General features: G+C 69.5%; 18 protein-coding genes. 13 read left to right on the forward strand and 5 right to left on the reverse strand.

From position 1 onward, the window contains the following. Positions 1 to 604, reverse strand: a 604-nt coding sequence (locus NN2_RS11515; RefSeq protein ID WP_174554962.1) for a DNA glycosylase AlkZ-like family protein, incomplete at its 3' end; no start/stop codon positions are given. Between the two features lie 173 nt (positions 605 to 777). On the opposite strand from NN2_RS11515, the gene NN2_RS11520 reads away from it, so the two are divergent. From NN2_RS11520 to hisH, 8 genes are all read left to right on the forward strand, one after another. After that, positions 778 to 1,644 (forward strand): arylamine N-acetyltransferase family protein, encoded by an 867-nt coding sequence (locus tag NN2_RS11520; RefSeq protein ID WP_063012983.1) that lies wholly within the window; start codon positions 778 to 780, stop codon positions 1,642 to 1,644. A gap of 65 nt (positions 1,645 to 1,709) precedes the next feature. Further along, a complete protein-coding gene (locus NN2_RS11525; RefSeq protein ID WP_063013071.1) occupies positions 1,710 to 3,476 on the forward strand; it encodes a penicillin-binding transpeptidase domain-containing protein in 1,767 nt (588 codons plus the stop codon). Positions 3,477 to 3,709: 233 nt separating this feature from the next. Further along, positions 3,710 to 5,275: a serine/threonine-protein kinase gene (locus NN2_RS11530; protein WP_063012985.1), complete on the forward strand. Its 1,566-nt coding sequence runs from the start codon at positions 3,710 to 3,712 to the stop codon at positions 5,273 to 5,275. Positions 5,276 to 5,368: 93 nt separating this feature from the next. After that, on the forward strand, positions 5,369 to 5,974 hold the full coding sequence (locus NN2_RS11535; RefSeq protein WP_063012987.1) for a maleylpyruvate isomerase family mycothiol-dependent enzyme: 606 nt from the start codon (positions 5,369 to 5,371) through the stop codon (positions 5,972 to 5,974). Positions 5,975 to 6,468: 494 nt separating this feature from the next. Next, entirely contained in the window at positions 6,469 to 7,806 is a 1,338-nt protein-coding gene (gene hisD / locus NN2_RS11540) for a histidinol dehydrogenase (RefSeq protein ID WP_030514647.1), read from the forward strand. After that, positions 7,803 to 8,936, forward strand: coding sequence for a histidinol-phosphate transaminase (locus tag NN2_RS11545; protein WP_063012988.1), 1,134 nt, complete (start codon positions 7,803 to 7,805; stop codon positions 8,934 to 8,936). Before hisD ends, NN2_RS11545 begins: the two co-directional genes overlap by 4 nt. After that, complete coding sequence (gene hisB, locus NN2_RS11550) at positions 8,933 to 9,565, forward strand: imidazoleglycerol-phosphate dehydratase HisB (protein ID WP_030514645.1); 633 nt, start codon at positions 8,933 to 8,935, stop codon at positions 9,563 to 9,565. Before NN2_RS11545 ends, hisB begins: the two co-directional genes overlap by 4 nt. After that, positions 9,562 to 10,191, forward strand: coding sequence for an imidazole glycerol phosphate synthase subunit HisH (hisH, locus tag NN2_RS11555; RefSeq protein ID WP_063012990.1), 630 nt, complete (start codon positions 9,562 to 9,564; stop codon positions 10,189 to 10,191). Before hisB ends, hisH begins: the two co-directional genes overlap by 4 nt. An 11-nt stretch (positions 10,192 to 10,202) precedes the next feature. On the opposite strand, the gene NN2_RS11560 is transcribed toward hisH, so the two are convergent. Next, a complete protein-coding gene (locus NN2_RS11560; RefSeq protein ID WP_063012992.1) occupies positions 10,203 to 10,679 on the reverse strand; it encodes a hypothetical protein in 477 nt (158 codons plus the stop codon). Positions 10,680 to 10,910: 231 nt separating this feature from the next. Here NN2_RS11560 and priA point away from each other — a divergent pair, with 231 nt between their 5' ends. The 4 genes from priA (at position 10,911) to hisI (ending at position 13,665) form a co-directional block, all read left to right on the forward strand. Next, positions 10,911 to 11,642 carry a bifunctional 1-(5-phosphoribosyl)-5-((5-phosphoribosylamino)methylideneamino)imidazole-4-carboxamide isomerase/phosphoribosylanthranilate isomerase PriA gene (priA, locus tag NN2_RS11565; RefSeq protein WP_030514642.1) on the forward strand — a complete coding sequence of 244 codons (732 nt, stop codon included), beginning with the start codon at positions 10,911 to 10,913 and terminating at the stop codon, positions 11,640 to 11,642. 1 nt (position 11,643) lies between these two features. After that, the gene (locus NN2_RS11570; RefSeq protein ID WP_063012994.1) at positions 11,644 to 12,486 is read left to right on the forward strand and encodes an inositol monophosphatase family protein; all 843 of its coding nucleotides are present in this window, start codon (positions 11,644 to 11,646) and stop codon (positions 12,484 to 12,486) included. Next, the gene (hisF, locus tag NN2_RS11575) at positions 12,483 to 13,256 is read left to right on the forward strand and encodes an imidazole glycerol phosphate synthase subunit HisF (protein ID WP_030514640.1); all 774 of its coding nucleotides are present in this window, start codon (positions 12,483 to 12,485) and stop codon (positions 13,254 to 13,256) included. The genes NN2_RS11570 and hisF overlap by 4 nt, the downstream gene beginning before the upstream one ends. Positions 13,257 to 13,317: 61 nt before the next feature. Continuing rightward, positions 13,318 to 13,665 carry a phosphoribosyl-AMP cyclohydrolase gene (gene hisI / locus NN2_RS11580; protein ID WP_030514639.1) on the forward strand — a complete coding sequence of 116 codons (348 nt, stop codon included), beginning with the start codon at positions 13,318 to 13,320 and terminating at the stop codon, positions 13,663 to 13,665. A 5-nt stretch (positions 13,666 to 13,670) separates the two neighbouring features. Here the strand turns inward: hisI and NN2_RS11585 are convergent, their stop codons facing one another. The 3 genes from NN2_RS11585 to NN2_RS11595 all read right to left on the reverse strand — a co-directional run bounded on the left by NN2_RS11585 (position 13,671) and on the right by NN2_RS11595 (position 15,549). Beyond that, a complete protein-coding gene (locus NN2_RS11585; RefSeq protein ID WP_227463178.1) occupies positions 13,671 to 14,195 on the reverse strand; it encodes a MarR family winged helix-turn-helix transcriptional regulator in 525 nt (174 codons plus the stop codon). Positions 14,196 to 14,344: 149 nt separating this feature from the next. Beyond that, a complete protein-coding gene (locus tag NN2_RS11590; RefSeq protein WP_063012996.1) occupies positions 14,345 to 14,941 on the reverse strand; it encodes a hypothetical protein in 597 nt (198 codons plus the stop codon). A 131-nt stretch (positions 14,942 to 15,072) separates the two neighbouring features. Continuing rightward, positions 15,073 to 15,549, reverse strand: coding sequence for a peroxiredoxin (locus NN2_RS11595; protein ID WP_063012998.1), 477 nt, complete (start codon positions 15,547 to 15,549; stop codon positions 15,073 to 15,075). Between the two features lie 96 nt (positions 15,550 to 15,645). Between NN2_RS11595 and NN2_RS11600 the strand changes: the two genes are divergently transcribed. Further along, entirely contained in the window at positions 15,646 to 17,223 is a 1,578-nt protein-coding gene (locus NN2_RS11600; protein WP_369817545.1) for an anthranilate synthase component I, read from the forward strand. Positions 17,224 to 17,255 lie beyond the last annotated feature (32 nt).

The raw sequence follows: 17,255 nt of genomic DNA on the forward strand, positions 1-17,255 counted from the left end.
AGGTGTACTGGCTGCTGGTCCAGCCGCCGTTGGGACGGCCGCGCACGATGAGCCCGTCGCACCCGAGGATGAGCAGCACCCAGGTGGTGATGTTGGTGGGTTTCGAATACGGCTTGCCGGGTGCGGTGTCGACCTGGGTGCGCAGCCGGGGCACGGCGGCCGACAGTTGCGCGCCGGTCGCGCTGCCTCGGGCCAGCAGTTCCCGATGGGTCTCGTCGGCCACGTCGGCCAGCCAGGCATCGATATCGCCCTCGACGGCCTGGGCCAGATACTTCCCGTAGGCGCGGCGCTGCTTGATCGCGAGCGCGTCGGCCACCGCGGCCTGCAGGACGGGAACCATGCCGACCGGCGCGACGAACATGGTCCGGCGCATCGCCAGCAGCCGCAGCAGCGACCGATCCTCGTAGAGGGCGTGCTCCACGTCCGCCGGAGCCAGGCCACGCGTGCGGGCGCAGACCGCGAGGAACACCGTCGCGGGATCGGTGGCGTGCAGGGCGACCATCGAATCGGCGATATCCGCGGGATCGGTACCGCGGGATTCGACAGCGAGCCGATGCCGCCGCGCCAGCCGCGCGCGTCGCTGAGCGACCGTAATCGAACGCATGGGCGAATCCTAGCCTGCTCGGGCCGCGTCGAGGACGACATCCGCACCCCGCAGTAGTGGGAAGGATGTGGGACACGCTGTCGTTGATCATGAGGCGAACGACAGTCACCGAGACCGCACCTGCACGCGGGCGGCTGCGCGCCCTCCGGACGCGAGACCACACAGGAGAACTCATGACGGAAAACCCGGCCCCGGTCTCGAACTGGGACGGTGCGGCACTGGATCTGCCGGCGTATTTCGCCCGCATCGGCTTCACCGGAACGCCGGCGCCGACCCTCGACACCCTGCGCGCGCTGCAGTACGCGCACACCACCACCATCCCGTTCGAGAACATCGAACCGGTGCTGAAACGTCCGGTGCTGCTGGATCTTCCGTCGTTGCAGGACAAGATCATCCGATCCCGCCGCGGCGGCTACTGCTACGAGAACGTGGGCCTGTTCGCCGCCGCGCTGGAACGGATCGGCTTCGGCGTCACCGGTTTACACGGGCGCGTGAGTATGGGCGCGGGCGGTGAGATCCGCCCGGCGACGCACGCCCTGCTGCGCGTGACCACCGCCGACGACGAGCGGGTATGGCTGTGCGATGTGGGTTTCGGTTCCGGGCCGTTGGCCCCGCTCGAGCTGAATCCCGATGCGGGGGAGGTGCGCGCCGGCGACTGGCGATTCCGGCTGGAACGCACGCGCGGCGAACTCGATTCGCAACTGTGGGTGCTGCATCACTTCGCCCGCGACGGCTGGATCGACCGCTACAGCTTCACCATGAATCCGCAGTACCGCATCGACTACGCGGTCGGCAACCACTTCGTCTCCACCTTCCCGCGCTCGCCGTTCGTGACCCGGCCGTACGTGCAGCGATTCCGGCCGGACCGGCACGACGTCATCGACAACACCACCTGGATCACCGAATATCCGGACGGCACCTCGCACAGCCGCGATCTGCCGCCGGCCGATCTGCCGAAGATCCTGGCGGCCGAATTCGATATCGAACTCGACGACGCGGACGCGGCGACACTGGCGGCGGGGGAGTGGCTGCGCCGCTGACCGGCGGCCCGCGCGGGGCGGGCGATTACCGCACCGCGGCGGCGCACGGCGGTAGTGTCGGCCGCGTGCGCACCGGATCGAAGTTGTTCGCCCTGCTCGCCGCCCCGATTCTCGCTGCCGCCGCCTGTTCCGGAGACAGTTCCGCCGACCGGCTCGACCGCAGCGTGCACACCTTCGCCGAGGCGTTGAGTCACGGTGATCCCGCCGCCGCGGCCGCCGTGACCAGCGATCCGGCGCAGGCCACGACCACCCTCGGCGCCCTCTTCGACAGCCTCGGCAAGAAGGTGCGCGTCGACGTGCGCTCGGTGGACCGGTCCGACCACCACGCGACGTTCGGCCTCGCCACCACCTGGACCTTCGGCACGGCCGGAAATCAGTGGACCTACACCACCACCGGCACCGCCGACGAATCCGGCGACCAGTGGAAGGTCCGGTGGAATCCGGCCACCGTGGCGCCCGGCCTCGAGACCGGGCCGCTGTCCTACGACACCGTGGCCCCGCAACCGGCCGCGCGCGTGCTCGACCGTGACGGCGCGGAATTGATGACCCAGCAGGTCGTCACCCTGGTGCAACTGGCGCCCGGCGCCGACCCGAATGCCGTTGCGGCCGTACTGGGACCGATCGATCCGAGTATCACCGCGGCGAGCCTGCGCCAGGACATGGACAAGGCGCAGGGCAAACCCGTCACCGCGATCGTGTTGCGGGCCGATGATCTCGCCCCGGTGCAGGATCGGCTCGCCGCGCTGCCGAACGTCACGCTGGCACCGCAGACCCGGCTGCTCACCGTCGACAAGACGCTGACCTCGCCGGCCCTGTCCGGCGTGAGCGACCTCTGGCAGCACAGTACCGACGCCGCGGCCGGCTGGGCCGTGCGCGCGCAGACCGCCGACGGCGTCCACACGGTGGGCGGACAGGACCCGAAACCCGTCGCCGACATCAGGACCACTCTCGACACCGGAATGCTGCGCCGCGCCGAGGCCGCGCTCGCGCCGATCCCGACTCCGGCCGCGATGGTGGTGCTGAGACCGTCCACGGGTGACGTTCTCGCAGTGGGGCAGAACGCGCCCGCCGACGCGCAGGGGCCGATCGCGCTGACCGGGCTGTACCCGCCGGGTTCGACCTTCAAGACGGTCACCGTGTCGGCCGCGTTGCAAGCCGGGCAGGTCACCGCCGACACGATGCTCGCCTGCCCCGGCACCGAGAACATCGAGGGCCGGCAGATCCCCAACGACAACAACTTCGACCTCGGCACCGTCGCCTTGCACACCGCTTTCGCGCGGTCCTGCAACACCACCATGGGACGGCTGGCGGTGAACCTGCCGCCCGATGGGCTGACCCGCGCGGCCGCGCAACTCGGCCTCGGTGTGGATTTCACCGCCCCCGGCATGACCACGGTGACCGGAAAGGTGCCCACCGCAGACACTTCCGCGCTGCGGGTCGAGGAGGGCATCGGCCAGGGCCGGGTGACGGCGTCGCCGTTCGGCATGGCGTTGGTCGCCGCGACCGTCGCTCACGGTTCGGTGCCGGCGCCCACCATCGTGGCGGGATCGCCCGGGACCGCGGACCGGACGCCGGAGCCGGTGCCCGCGCCGGTGCTCGATCAGGTGAAATCCATGATGCGCGAGACGATTACGAACGGCACGGCCACCAGCCTCGCCGACATTCCCGGCATGCTCGGCAAGACGGGCACGGCCGAATACATCGACGACACCCACGCGCACGGCTGGTTCGTCGGCATCGACGGCGATCTGGCACTGGCGGTGTTCGTCGCCGATGCCGGCAGCTCGACGCCGGCGGTCGAGGCGGCCGGACGTTTCCTGCGGAATCAGTAGTAGCACGCCCTGCGATCAAGTGAAGTTCGTCACAAATACTCTCGCTGTATAGCGGATTGATCTCGACCGCATCGCATGGTGGTCACACATATTCGGCACAGATCTCGCTCCGGCGTCAAAGCGGCCCGTCACGCCCGCTACACTCGTCCGGGAACACGCGCGGGACCTGACCCCGCGCGCGGTAAGTCACGGATCGCGGAGAAACTCGGAGTAGTGCCATCGAAACCGGCCAAGTGATCGCAGGGCATTACCGCCTGGTCGAGCGGATTGGTAGCGGCGGCACAGGCGTCGTCTGGCGTGCCGTCGACGAACGACTCGAACGGTCGGTCGCGATCAAGCAGATCCTCACCCAGCCCAGTCTGCCGCCGGGTGAGAAAGAGATCGTGCGTCAGCGCGCGTCTCGGGAGGCCCGCAACGCGGCCCGCTTCCAGCACCCCAACGCGATCGTTGTCTTCGATATCACCGACCACGAGGGCGATCCCTGCCTGATCATGGAATATCTGCCGTCGCAGAGCCTGGCCGTGGTGCTGTCCTCGCAGGGGACGCTGCCGCTGCTGCAGGTGGCGCGCATCGGCGAGCAGATCGCCTCGGCGCTGGTGGCCGCCCATCGCGCCGGCATCGTGCACCGAGACATCAAGCCCGGCAACGTGTTGCTCGGCGACAACGGCACCGTGAAGATCACCGACTTCGGTATCTCGAAGGCCAAGGGTGACGTCAACCTCACTGCCACCGGCCTGATCTCCGGCACCGCCGCCTACCTGGCTCCCGAGGTCGCCCGCGGGGCGGAACCCAGCCCGGCCGCCGACGTATTCGCCCTGGGCGCAACGCTTTTCCATGCCCTCGAAGGGGAACCGCCCTACGGCACCAATCCGAATCCGCTGGCGCTGCTGTACGCCGCGGCCAACGGTCAGCTGAGCCAGCCGCGCAACGCCGGCCCGCTCACCGATCTGCTGCTGGATCTGCTGAGCTTCGAGCCGGAGGACCGGCCGAGCATGACCGACGTGCGCGATCAGCTGGCCGATTTCGCGGATCAGGCCGCCGATGCCGAATCGACCCGGATGCTGGCCACCCACCGCGGCGGTGGTCGCCGCCAGGCCACCCGCACACTGGATCGCCGTGCGGCACAGGCGGATATCTCCACTGCGGAGATGATGGCCACCGCGGCGGTGCTCTCCGAGCCGGAGATGCAGCCGGTGCGGCCCGCCGCGGCCGCCGCGCATCCCACCCGCTCCCATCCGGTGCCCCCGGCTGCCGAGCCCGCACCGACCCGCAATGCGAAGCCGTGGGTGTTCGCCGGTGGTTTCGCCGCCGGTCTGGTGATCGTCGCCGCGGCGCTGTATCTGATGTTCGGCGGCGCCAAGACGGAATCGCCGGGCTCGCAGGCACATTCGCCGGCGGCGACCGCCACCGCGCAGGCGGGTACCTCGACGCAGAGCGTCGCGGCCGTGGGACAGACCAAGAGCGCCGGGAAGACGGATGTCGGCTCGGCGGCCGGTGTCATCCAGAACTTCTACGACGCCCTCGTCGACCAGAACACCGGCACCGCGTGGAATCTGCTCACTCCCGCGGCGCAGCAGGTGTACGGCAGCCAGCAGGCGTTCGCGACCTATTGGAAGCAGAACCAGATCACGGCGTACAACACCATCGAGGGCGCACGCGGCGGCGGCAGCGCCAATTCCGACGGCTCGGTGGATATGTCGGTCGCCAGCATCACCTACGGCGGTCAGTCCAAGTCGATCGAACTCCGCGTCGTGGTGGGCAGCAGCGGGAAGCTGCTGATCGACAGCGACACCCACTGATTCCGCCGCGCGCGGTGCCTCCGCCCACGGGCGGAGGCGTCGATCCGTCCGCGGTAGCTGTCACCTCCGGTGTGCCCCCGGTAGGGTCGAGGCGTGAGCACTCGGCAGCTGCTGAACGACGAACGGGCCGAACTGATTACGCTTCTGCGTGATCTGAGCGACGACGAATGGGAGGCGCCCTCCCTGTGCGCGGGGTGGCGGGTGCGTGATGTGGTGGGGCACCTGCTCTACGACGAGATCTCCCTGCTGGGCTACGCCCGCTTCGCCCTCGGCTACCGCCTGAACACCGACCGGGTCAACAACGGTCTCGTCGACCGGGTGCGCGACCTCACCCCGGCGCAGCTCATCGAGCGATTCGAGAACTCCGGACAGCGCATCACCGGCAAGTGGCCGAGCCTGGGCCTGGCCGACATCCTGGTGCATCAGCAGGACATCCGCCGTCCGCTCGGCCGGCCCCGCACGATTCCCGCCGACCGCCTGGTCGCGGTGCTGCGCCATCCCGACCCGTTCGCCGGCCCGCGCAAATACACCCGCGGCCTGCGCTTCGTCGCCACCGACGTGGAGTGGTCCGCCGGCACCGGCCCGGAAGTCCGTGGGCCGGGCGAGGCGCTGGCGCTGGCCGTAGTGGGCCGCCCCGTCGCCCTGGAAGACCTCTCCGGTGAGGGAGTGGCCACGCTGCGCCGCCGTCACGGCGTGTGATCCGCCGCAGCGACCGCCGACCGCGAATGCCGCTGTCGCGCAGCGGTTTCGGTCTCGGCCGGCCAGTCGGCGAGTAGGCGCGGAGCGGTCGCGCTCGGCGAGTCGGGCTCGACCGTGTAAGTGATCGACGCCTGATCGAAGTCGTCGGGCAGTCGGCGAAGACCGGGCCGTACGTGTTGTGCGGCCGGCCCGCATGGTGGTTGTGGAGCGCCGGCATGGGCCCGACGCCCTCGAGGCCCGTTTCGCCACGCCGCCCTTCCGCCATATCGCCGAGGTCCCGGACGTGATCCTGGCCGGGCCGGTGCCGCCGTATCGCCTGGTGCCGAAACGAGTCGCCGCGGCCGCGGCCGGAGGTGGGGGCGTGCCGCCGCGTCCGGCTCGGGCGGCGGATATCCACTGGCGCCGACCCGATAGGCTGGTAGGCGGTCCGGAGCTTTCGCTTCGATGTGATGACCAGCACAGACCGGCCGGACAGACAAGGATTTCACACCGCTATGACTAGCCGCATCGAGCTCGCCCGCGTGGATCTGCGCGGACGTACGCCCTCCGCTGCCGAACTGCGCGCGGCCCTGCCGCGCGGGGGAGTGGACGTGGACTCGGTGCTGCATCATGTGCGGCCGGTGGTGGAGGCGATCCGTGATCGCGGGGTCGAGGCGGCGCAGGAATTCAGCGCGAAATTCGACGGCATCGCCCCGGCGAGCGTGCGCGTCCCGGCCGCCGAACTCGACACAGCCCTCGCCGAGCTGGATCCGGCCGTGCGCGCGGCGCTCGAGGTGGCCATCGAACGCACCCGCAAGGTGCATGCCGATCAGCGCCGCACCGACACCACCACCGAGGTGGTGCCCGGCGGTACCGTCACCGAACGCTGGGTGCCGGTCGAGCGCGTCGGTCTCTACGTGCCCGGCGGCAATGCCGTCTACCCGTCCAGTGTCGTCATGAACGTCGTCCCCGCGCAGGCCGCGGGCGTGGACTCGCTGGTGGTGGCCTCGCCGCCGCAGGCGCAGTTCGGCGGACTGCCGCATCCGACGATTCTCGCCGCCGCGAAACTGCTCGGCGTCGAGGAGGTGTGGGCCGTCGGCGGCGCCCAGGCGGTCGCGTTGCTGTCCTACGGCGGCACCGACACCGACGGCGCGCAGCTCGCGCCCGTCGACATGATCACCGGCCCGGGCAACATCTATGTCACCGCCGCCAAGCGGCTGTGCCGCGGCCTCGTCGGCATCGACGCCGAAGCCGGCCCCACCGAGATCGCGATCCTCGCCGACGCCACCGCCGACCCGGCGCACGTGGCCGCCGATCTGATCTCCCAGGCCGAACACGATGTGCTCGCCGCCAGCGTGCTCGTCACCGACAGCGCGGCGCTGGCCGATGCGGTCGACGCCGCGATCACGACCCAGCTCGAGGTGGTCAAGCACCGGCAGCGGGTGTCGGAGGCGCTGTCCGGCAAGCAGTCCGGCGTCGTGCTCGTCGACGATGTCGAGCAGGGGTTGCGGGTGGTCAACGCCTACGCCGCCGAACACCTCGAGATCCAGACCGCCGACGCGGCCGCCGTCGCCGGACGGGTCCGCAGCGCGGGTGCGGTGTTCGTCGGCGCGTGGTCGCCGGTGAGCCTCGGCGACTACTGCGCCGGATCGAACCACGTGCTGCCCACCGCCGGGTGCGCGCGCCACTCCTCGGGGCTGAGCGTGCAGACCTTCCTGCGCGGTATCCATGTCGTCGAATACAGCGAAGCCGCGCTGAAAGATGTTGCCGGACACGTGGTCTCCCTGGCCAACGCCGAGGATCTGCCCGCCCACGGGCAAGCCGTGCAGGTGCGTTTCGAGGCCCTGTCATGACCGCCACCGCCGATATCCCGGGCGCCGCGGCGACCCTCGACGATCTGCCGCTGCGCGAGAACCTGCGCGGCAAGAGCCCGTACGGCGCACCGCAACTGGCGGTGCCGGTTCAGCTGAACACCAACGAGAATCCGCATCCGCCGAGCCGCGCGCTGATCGACGACGTGGCCGAATCCATTCGCGCCGCCGCCGCCGACCTGCACCGCTACCCCGATCGCGACGCGGTCGCGCTGCGCACCGACCTGGCCGCGTACCTGACCCGTCAGACCGGCGTCGCCGTGCAGACGGCGAACGTGTGGGCGGCCAACGGATCCAACGAGATTCTGCAGCAGCTGCTGCAGGCCTTCGGTGGTCCCGGCCGCAGCGCACTCGGCTTCGTGCCCTCGTATTCGATGCACCCGATCATCTCCGAGGGCATCGACACCGAGTGGATCGAGGCCGAGCGCAACAGCGACTTCTCCCTCGACATCGACTACGCCGCCGCGGTGATCGCCGACCGCCGCCCCGATGTGGTGTTCGTGACGAGTCCGAACAACCCGACCGGACATTCGATCGCCCTCGCCGATCTGGAGCGTCTGCTCGAGGCGGCGCCGGGCATCGTGGTGGTCGACGAGGCGTACGGCGAGTTCTCCGCCGCGCCCAGCGCGCTCGCGCTCATCGACCGATATCCGGCGAAGCTGGTGGTCAGCCGCACCATGAGCAAGGCCTTCGCCTTCGCCGGTGGGCGGCTCGGCTATCTGGTGGCCGCGCCCGCGGTGATCGAGGCGATGCTGCTCGTGCGACTGCCGTACCACCTGTCGGTGGTCACCCAGGCCGCCGCCCGCGCCGCGCTGCGCCACGCCGACGAAACTCTGGCCAGTGTCGCCGAACTCGCCGCGCAGCGGGAACGGGTGGCGACGGCGTTGCGCGAGATGGGGTTCGAGGTGGTGACCTCGGATGCGAACTTCCTGCTGTTCGGCTACTTCGCCGACGCATCCCGCACCTGGCAGCGCTATCTGAACGAGGGCGTGCTGATCCGCGACGTCGGCATTCCCGGCTATCTGCGCACCACCATCGGACTGGCCGCCGAGAACGACGAATTCCTGCGCGTGAGCGAGATGCTGGTGGCCACCGAGGTGATCTCCCGATGAGTACGGAAGCGAGTATGAATCGAACCGCCCGGGTGGAACGCACCACCCGCGAATCCAGCATCGTGGTCGAGCTGAATCTCGACGGCACGGGCCGGACCGACATCTCCACCGGCGTCCCGTTCTACGACCACATGCTCACCGCCTTCGGCCAGCACGGCAGCTTCGATCTGACCGTGCAGGCCAAGGGTGATATCGAGATCGAGGCCCATCACACGGTCGAGGACACCGCCATCGTCATCGGGCAGGCGCTCGGTGAGGCGCTGGGCGACAAGAAGGGCATCCGCCGCTTCGGCGACTGCTACATCCCGATGGACGAAACCCTCGCCCACGCCGTCGTCGACGTGTCCGGCCGCCCGTACTGCGTCCACGACGGCGAGCCGGAACGGCTGCTGCACACCGTGATTCCCAGCGCCGGTCCCGGTGCCTCGTATTCCACGGTGCTGAACCGGCACGTCTTCGAATCGATCGCCCTCAACGCCCGTATCGCGCTGCACGTGCGCGTGCTGTACGGCCGCGACCAGCACCACATCACCGAGGCCGAATTCAAGGCAGTCGCACGGGCTTTGCGCGCCGCCGTCGAACCGGATCCCCGGGTCACCGGTGTGCCGTCCACGAAGGGAACGCTGTGAAATCGGTTGTGCTGCTGGACTACGGCTCCGGCAATCTGCATTCCGCGGCGCGCGCGCTGGCCCGCACCGGCGCGGAGGTCACCGTCACCGCCGATCCCCAGGCCGCGCTCGATGCCGACGGCCTGGTCGTACCCGGTGTCGGCGCCTTCGCCGCGTGCATGGCCGGACTGACCCAGGTGCGCGGGGAGCGGATCATCGGCACCCGGCTCGCCGGCGGCCGTCCGGTGCTCGGCATCTGTGTGGGCATGCAGATCATGTTCGAGCGCGGCGTCGAATTCGGGGTCGAGTCCGAGGGCTGCGGGCAGTGGCCGGGCACGGTGGAACGGCTTCCGGCGCAGATACTTCCGCATATGGGTTGGAACACCGTGCAGGCGCCCGCCGACAGCGTCCTGTTCGCCGGGATGGATCCCGAGACGCGCTTCTACTTCGTGCACTCCTACGCGGCGCAGAAGTGGGAATGGGACGACAACGGCACCATCGCCCCGGCGAAGCTGATCTGGGCCGAACACGGCGGGCCGTTCCTCGCCGCGGTGGAGAACGGGCCGTTGTGCGCCACCCAGTTCCACCCGGAGAAGTCCGGCGACGCGGGTGCGCAGCTGCTGCGCAACTGGGTCGGCTCGCTGTAGGGGCTGTAGAGCTACGTCTGCGGCGGCAGGGTGTCGACCCGCCCGGCGAGCCAGCGGCCGTCGACGTTGTCCAGGAACACCCGCAGCTTGGACCGTTCGGGGCGGGGCAGGCCCAGCGTGGCATCGCTACGTTCGGATCGATCCACGGTCACCACGACCTGCGAATGTTCGGGGTCGGCCACATCGGTGCGGCATTCCACCGAGTTGGCCTCGGAGCGGACGTGCACCGAGGTCACGTGCGCCTGCCGATCGGGCGCCGACGCGGCGAACTGGTCGTGGAACGCGCCGGTGGACAACTCCAGCACACGGCGGTCGTAATCGTCGTAGCCCGCCCAGTCGTAGGTGGTGAACTGTCGCCCGAAGTCGCAGGCCGCCAACTGAATCGGGTCGGTGGGCGCGGCCACTGCCGTCGGGGGCACGAGCATCGCGGCGCCTGCGGCCCCGCACGACAACGCGAACATGATGGGCCGCAACGTGATCCGCGACATGGGTGAAGATCCTCTTCGTCGACAACGATGGCAGTACGTGCCCCCGACCCAGGGTACGTACGCGGAGACCGTCGGTCCGGACCTCCTGCGCACAGTGACACACGCAGTCTTCGGATTGCCCGGCGTTGTCCAGTTCAAACGTGTGATGCGCCTCCTCGCAGGCAGTGACCGGCGTCCCATTTGCGCCATCCCGGCACCGCGACGCCAACCGGTAGCCAGTAGGCTGCACACGTGAGTCTTGTGCTGCTACCCGCCGTCGATGTCGCCAATGGTGAGGCCGTGCGCCTGGTTCAGGGGGAGGCCGGCAGCGAAACCAGCTACGGCGCGCCCCGCGATGCCGCGCTGGCCTGGCAGGAGGCGGGCGCCGAATGGGTGCATCTGGTGGATCTGGACGCGGCCTTCGGGCGCGGCTCCAACCGCGAACTGCTCGCCGAGGTCGTCGGTGAGCTGGATGTGAAGGTCGAGCTGTCCGGCGGCATCCGCGACGACGACTCGCTGAAGGCCGCGATGGCCACCGGCTGCGCCCGGGTCAACCTGGGTACCGCGGCACTCGAGGATCCGCAGTGGTGCGCCCGCGCCATCGCCGAATACGGCGATCGGGTCGCGGTCGGGCTGGACGTGCGGATCATCGACGGCGACTACCGGTTGCGGGGCCGTGGCTGGGTCAGCGACGGCGGTGACCTGTGGGAGGTGCTCGAGCGCCTGGAGCGCGACGGCTGCGCCCGCTACGTGGTCACCGACGTGAGCAAGGACGGCACGCTGCAGGGGCCCAACCTCGACATTCTGCGGCAGGTGTGCGCGGCCACCGAGGCGCCGGTGATCGCCTCCGGCGGTGTCTCCACTCTCGACGATCTGCGTGCCATCTCCGGGCTGGTGTCCGACGGGGTGGAAGGCGCGATCGTCGGAAAAGCTTTGTACGCCGGGCGTTTCACGCTGCCCGAGGCGCTGGACGCGGTTCGCTGACGTGACCTCCGCCGTCTCCGACCCGGCCGCGCTGCTCGCGACGGCGAGCGAGATATTGGACGGTGCGGCACCGCGTTTCGTCGAAGGGTTGGGGGCGCCGAGCGCGGTCCAGAAGGGCCGCGGCGACTTCGCCACCGCACTGGATCTGGAACTCGAGCGCACCCTGTCGCAGCAGCTGGCCGACCGCACCGGAATCCCGGTGCACGGCGAGGAATTCGGCGGGCCGGAACTGAGCTCGGGCACCGCCTGGGTGCTCGATCCCATCGACGGCACCTTCAACTACTCTGCGGGCCATCCGCTGTCGGCGATGCTGTTGGCGCTGGTGGCCGACGGACAGCCCGTTCTCGGTCTGACCTGGCTGCCGCTGCTGGACCGCCGGTACGCCGCGGCGGCCGGCGGGCCGCTGCTGCTCAACGGAAAACCGTTGCCGCCCTTGGAACCCGGCCGGCTCGCGGAGGCGATGATCGGCTTCGGCGCGTTCAACATCGACGCCCACGGCCGGATCCCGGGCCGGTTCCGCTTCGACCTGCTGGGCGCGCTGAGCCGGCTGTCGAGCCGGGTGCGCATGCACGGATCCACCGGCATCGACCTGGCCTACACCGCGTCCGGGGTGCTCGGCGGCGCGGTCGTCTTCGGGCACCATCCGTGGGACAACGCCGCCGGAGTGGCGCTGGTACGCGCCGCGGGCGGTGTGGTGACCGATCTGCGCGGCGACGAATGGTCGATCACCTCGCGGTCGGTGCTGGCCGCCGCGCCCGGGGTGCACGAAGAGCTACTGGACATGATCGACAGCGCCGTCGACCGCGCCTCCGAGCGCAACGAGAATTCGGAAGGGACGCAATGACACTGGCGGTACGCGTGATTCCGTGCCTGGACGTCGACGCCGGCCGGGTGGTCAAGGGCGTGAACTTCGAGAATCTGCGCGATGCGGGCGACCCGGTGGAACTGGCCGCCGCCTACGACGCCCAGGGCGCCGACGAGTTGACCTTCCTCGACGTCACGGCCTCGAGCGGTGATCGCGGCACCATGATCGACGTGGTGACCCGCACCGCCGAGCAGATCTTCATCCCGCTCACCGTGGGCGGTGGCGTGCGCACCGTCGAGGATGTGGACCGGCTGCTGCGCGCGGGCGCGGACAAGGTATCGGTGAACACCGCGGCGATCGCGAACCCGGAGATCCTGCGCGAGATGTCGCAGCGCTTCGGTTCGCAGTGCATCGTGCTGTCGGTCGACGCGCGCCGCGTGCCCGACACCGGCTCGCCCACCCCGTCCGGCTGGGAGGTGACCACTCACGGCGGTAAACGCGGCACCGGCATCGATGCGGTCGAGTGGGCGGTGCGCGGCGCCGAACTCGGTGTCGGCGAGATCCTGCTCAACTCGATGGACGCCGACGGCACCAAGGGCGGTTTCGACCTGCCGATGATCAGCGCGGTGCGGGCCGCGGTCTCGGTGCCGATCATCGCCAGCGGCGGCGCCGGCGAGGTCGACCATTTCGCGCCCGCGGTGCGGACGGGCGCCGACGCGGTACTGGCCGCGAGCGTCTTCCACTTCGGCGATCTGACGATTCCTCAGGTCAAATCCGCGATGCGGGCCGAGGGCATCACCGTCCGCTGAGGCCGGACGGCATCCTCCGCCCAGCACGCTCAGTTCCGACAGGACAGGTATAACAATGGCTATGAGTTTGGATCCCGCCGTCGCCGCCCGGCTCAAGCGCAACGAGGCGGGGCTGGTCGCGGCGATCGCGCAGGAACGCGGCACCGGCGATGTGCTGATGATGGCGTGGATGGACGACGAGGCCCTGGCCCGCACCCTCGCCACCCGCAAGGCCACCTACTATTCGCGCTCGCGGCAGCAGTACTGGGTCAAGGGCGAGACCTCGGGACATACGCAATACGTGCACGAGGTGCGGCTGGACTGTGACGGCGATGCCGTGCTGCTGATCGTCGACCAGCAGGGCGCGGCTTGCCACACCGGCACCCACACCTGCTGGGACGGGGATCTGCTGCTCGCCGACGCGAGCTGAACCGGTCAGCGGGCGGCGCCGGCCGTCGCCTCGGTGGCCGGCGGGTCGGGGAGTCCGTCGGCGCGCCCGATGCCCCGGGACAGGCCCGCGTCGAGCTGCGCTACCAGCGCCTCACCGAGAGTGAGCAGCTGTTCGACCTGCTCGTCGTCGATGCCGTCGAACACCAGCCCCCGCACGCCTTCCAGGTAGGCCGGGGTGGCCTTCTGTACCTGTTCGAAACCCTCGTCGGTGAGCACCGCATAGGCGCCGCGGCGGCCGCGCACCACGTCGCGGCGCGCCCAGCCCAGCCGTTCCAGCTTCGTCACCACATGCGACAGCCGTGATAGCGAAGCATTTGCCCTATTGGCCAGTTCGCTGAGTTGCAGGCGATGTCCGGGCTCCTCGGACAGCAGTGCCATGAGGAAATACTCGAAATGCGTCATACCGGCTTCGCGTTGCAGCTGGGTGTCCATTGCCGCCGGTAATCGCGTCGTCAGCGCGACCAGAGTCCGCCACGCTCGCCGTTCGGTGGGATTGAGCCATTCCGTCACTTCGCGCCCTCTCTTGCAGCCCAGTGACGCAAATCTCGGTTCACCGTCACTCGCGACCAACAAGTTTGCCACGACTTCGCTCGCTGGTCAGCCCGGTTGCCGATGACGTGACAGCGATCACGCCGGGGCGCGATCACGACGCTGTCGGTTCACTCCCTGATATCGCCTGGTGGACGCGTGTCGTTAGCAGTGTCCGGCGCGGTGACCACGCCGGCTTCGGCGCGGCGGGCCGAGCGTGCTCGCCATTGTTTGCGTAGCAGTAGCACGAGCAGTACCACGAAGATCGCGGCCGCCACGACGGCGCCGACCAGTGAGGCGCCGCGGAAGCCGGGCGCGTCGACGTCGAGCACGCGTTCCCCGGCGTGCGCGGCGCTGTTACCGCCCAGCACGATGGTCAGCGTCATCAGATTGGGCAGGGCCACGATCAACGCCAGCACCGCCGCGGCGCCGGCGGCGAATTTGCCGGCTCGGGTGCGCCATACCCGCACCGCGCCCAGTAGGAGCAGCAGGGGGATCAGCGTGCACAGGAACCCGATCGCCAGGCCCGACCAGATGCCCTGGGCGAAGCTGCCGTGCCCGGACATACCGGCGATCCGCTGCGCCCACCAGCGCGGAATGAAGGCCGACAGCACGAAATAGGCGACGACCAGCACGATGATGACCGCGAGCAGGCCGAGGGCTCGATTCCGCCACACGGTGGCTCGGGGTTTGGTCCCGGAGTTCGTGAGGGAGCTCGTCGATGTCATGAATCCAGCGTATGCGCGAGGCGCGCGCCGACGCCGGGAGAATCGTGTCGTATCAGGCCGTCAGTGCGCTCTCACCAGGGCAAAGGCGGCCGTGCACCCGGAGGCGGCCCAGGGTGTGTCCAGTAGTCGATTCAGGCCCGGTGCTCGCGCAGGGCGGCCAGCGCGGCGTCGGCGTGGACGTTCGCGCGCAGTTCGCCCGAGATCACCGCGAGTACCGTGCGGTCGGTGTCGATCACGAAGGTCTGCCGCTTCACCGGCAGGAAGTTGCCGAGCAGACCGCCGATCGCCCCGGAACGCTTGACGCCGAACCGTTCCGCCACCGCGCCGTCGCGATCGGACAGCAGCGGATAGCCGAGGGTCTGCGCCTGCGCGAAACCGGCTTGGGTGTCGACCGAATCGGTGCTGATTCCCGCGCAACTCGCGCCCAGGGCCGCGAATTCGCTTGTCAGATCACGGAAATGGCAGGCCTCGGCGGTGCACACGGGAGTATTGGCGGCGGGGAAGAAGAACAGCGTCAACGGCCCGTCTGCCAGCAACGCATCGAGCGACCGGACGGTGCCGGTCTGATCGGGAAGTTCGAACCCGGGTGCGCGCTGGCCTTTTTTCACAGTCGCGAGGGTACCGGGCGGCACGGTCGCCCGGTACCCGCCGCGGATCGCGGGGGTCGCGGCGGGGCCAGGAAATCTCGGTTGCGGCCGACTGGAATGATGAGCGATATGCACGGCGCCGCATTCGACCGTCCGGAAACCGCAACCACCACCACTCGGGACCAGTTCCGCGTGCTCGCGGCCGCGCACCGGGTGGTGCCGGTGACGCGCAAGGTGCTGGCGGATTCGGAGACCCCGCTGTCCGCCTATCGGAAGCTGGCCGCGGACCGGCCGGGCACCTTCCTGCTGGAGTCGGCCGAGAACGGTCGTTCGTGGTCGCGCTGGTCGTTCATCGGCGCCGGCAGCCCCACCGCGCTGACGGTCGTCGACGGCCAGGCGGCCTGGCTGGGCGCCACTCCCGCCGACGCCCCGGCCGGCGGCGATCCGCTGGAGGCGCTGCACGACACCCTGGAACTGCTGCGCACCGAGCGCCTGCCCGGCCTGCCGCCGCTGACCGGTGGGCTGGTCGGCTATCTGGGCTACGACATCGTGCGTCGTATCGAACGCCTGCCGGAACTGACCGCCGACGATCTGCGGGTCCCGGAGATGGTGCTGCTGCTGGCCGCGGATCTGGCCGCCTTCGACCATCACGAGGGCGCCATCACCCTGATCGCCAACGCGGTGAACTGGAACGGCACCGACGAGCGTGTCGACGAGGCCTACGACGACGCCGTCGCCCGGCTCGACCGGATGACCGCGGCGCTGGCCGCACCCGCCGAATCGACCGTGTCCGTCTTCGATCGTCCCGAACCGGACTACATCCGCCGCCGCACCAGCGAGGACTTCGGTGCGGGCGTGCGGCGGCTGGTCGGCGAGATCGAGGCCGGCGAGGCGTTCCAGGTGGTGTTGTCGCAGCGGTTCGAGATGGACTTCGACGGCGAACCGCGCGATGTGTACCGGATGCTGCGCGCCTCGAATCCGAGCCCGTACATGTATCTGATGCACATTCCCGACGGTGCGGGCGGCACCGCCTTCTCCATCGTCGGATCGAGTCCGGAATCGCTGGTGACGGTCAAAGACGGTGTGGCGACGACACATCCGATCGCCGGCACCCGGTGGCGTGGCGCCACCGAAGAGGACGATGTGCTGCTCGAGAAGGATCTGCTCTCCGACGAGAAGGAGAACGCCGAACACCTCATGCTCGTCGACCTGGGTCGCAACGACCTGGGCCGGGTGTGCGAGCCGGGCACCGTGCGCGTCACCGAATACCGCCACATCGAGCGCTACAGCCACGTGATGCATCTGGTGTCGACGGTGACCGGGCGGCTGGCGGCCGGTCGCATCGCCCTCGATGCCGTACGCGCCTGCTTCCCGGCCGGCACGCTCTCGGGTGCGCCCAAGGTGCGGGCCATGGAGTTGATCGAGGAGAACGAGCCCACCCGCCGCGGCGTCTACGCCGGGGTCGTCGGCTACCTCGACTTCGCCGGCGACGCCGATACCGCGATCGCGATCCGCACCGCGCTGCTCAAGGACGGCATCGCCTATGTGCAGGCCGGTGCCGGCATCGTCGCCGATTCCCAGCCCGACTACGAGGACGAGGAATCGCGCAACAAGGCGATGGCCGTTCTCAAGGCCGTCGCGGCCGCCCGCACCGTACGCACCTTCACCTCCGAACCCGACGGCACCCTGCTATGAGTAACCCGGAATCCGAACCAGCCCAACGACAT

The sequence above is a fragment of the Nocardia nova NBRC 15556 genome, from assembly GCF_001613005.1.
In the GTDB taxonomy this organism is placed as follows: Bacteria; Actinomycetota; Actinomycetes; order Mycobacteriales; family Mycobacteriaceae; genus Nocardia; species Nocardia nova.

Excerpts from the sequence above, each read along its gene's own strand:
- NN2_RS11520 (WP_063012983.1), top strand. The coding sequence starts at position 778 with ATGACGGAAAACCCGGCCCCGGTCTCGAACTGGGACGGTGCGGCACTG.
- hisD (WP_030514647.1), top strand. The coding sequence starts at position 6,469 with ATGACTAGCCGCATCGAGCTCGCCCGCGTGGATCTGCGCGGACGTACG.
- NN2_RS11545 (WP_063012988.1), top strand. The coding sequence starts at position 7,803 with ATGACCGCCACCGCCGATATCCCGGGCGCCGCGGCGACCCTCGACGAT.
- hisB (WP_030514645.1), top strand. The coding sequence starts at position 8,933 with ATGAGTACGGAAGCGAGTATGAATCGAACCGCCCGGGTGGAACGCACC.
- NN2_RS11560 (WP_063012992.1), bottom strand. The coding sequence starts at position 10,679 with ATGTCGCGGATCACGTTGCGGCCCATCATGTTCGCGTTGTCGTGCGGG.
- hisF (WP_030514640.1), top strand. The coding sequence starts at position 12,483 with ATGACACTGGCGGTACGCGTGATTCCGTGCCTGGACGTCGACGCCGGC.
- hisI (WP_030514639.1), top strand. The coding sequence starts at position 13,318 with ATGAGTTTGGATCCCGCCGTCGCCGCCCGGCTCAAGCGCAACGAGGCG.
- NN2_RS11590 (WP_063012996.1), bottom strand. The coding sequence starts at position 14,941 with ATGACATCGACGAGCTCCCTCACGAACTCCGGGACCAAACCCCGAGCC.
- NN2_RS11600 (WP_369817545.1), top strand. The coding sequence starts at position 15,646 with ATGATGAGCGATATGCACGGCGCCGCATTCGACCGTCCGGAAACCGCA.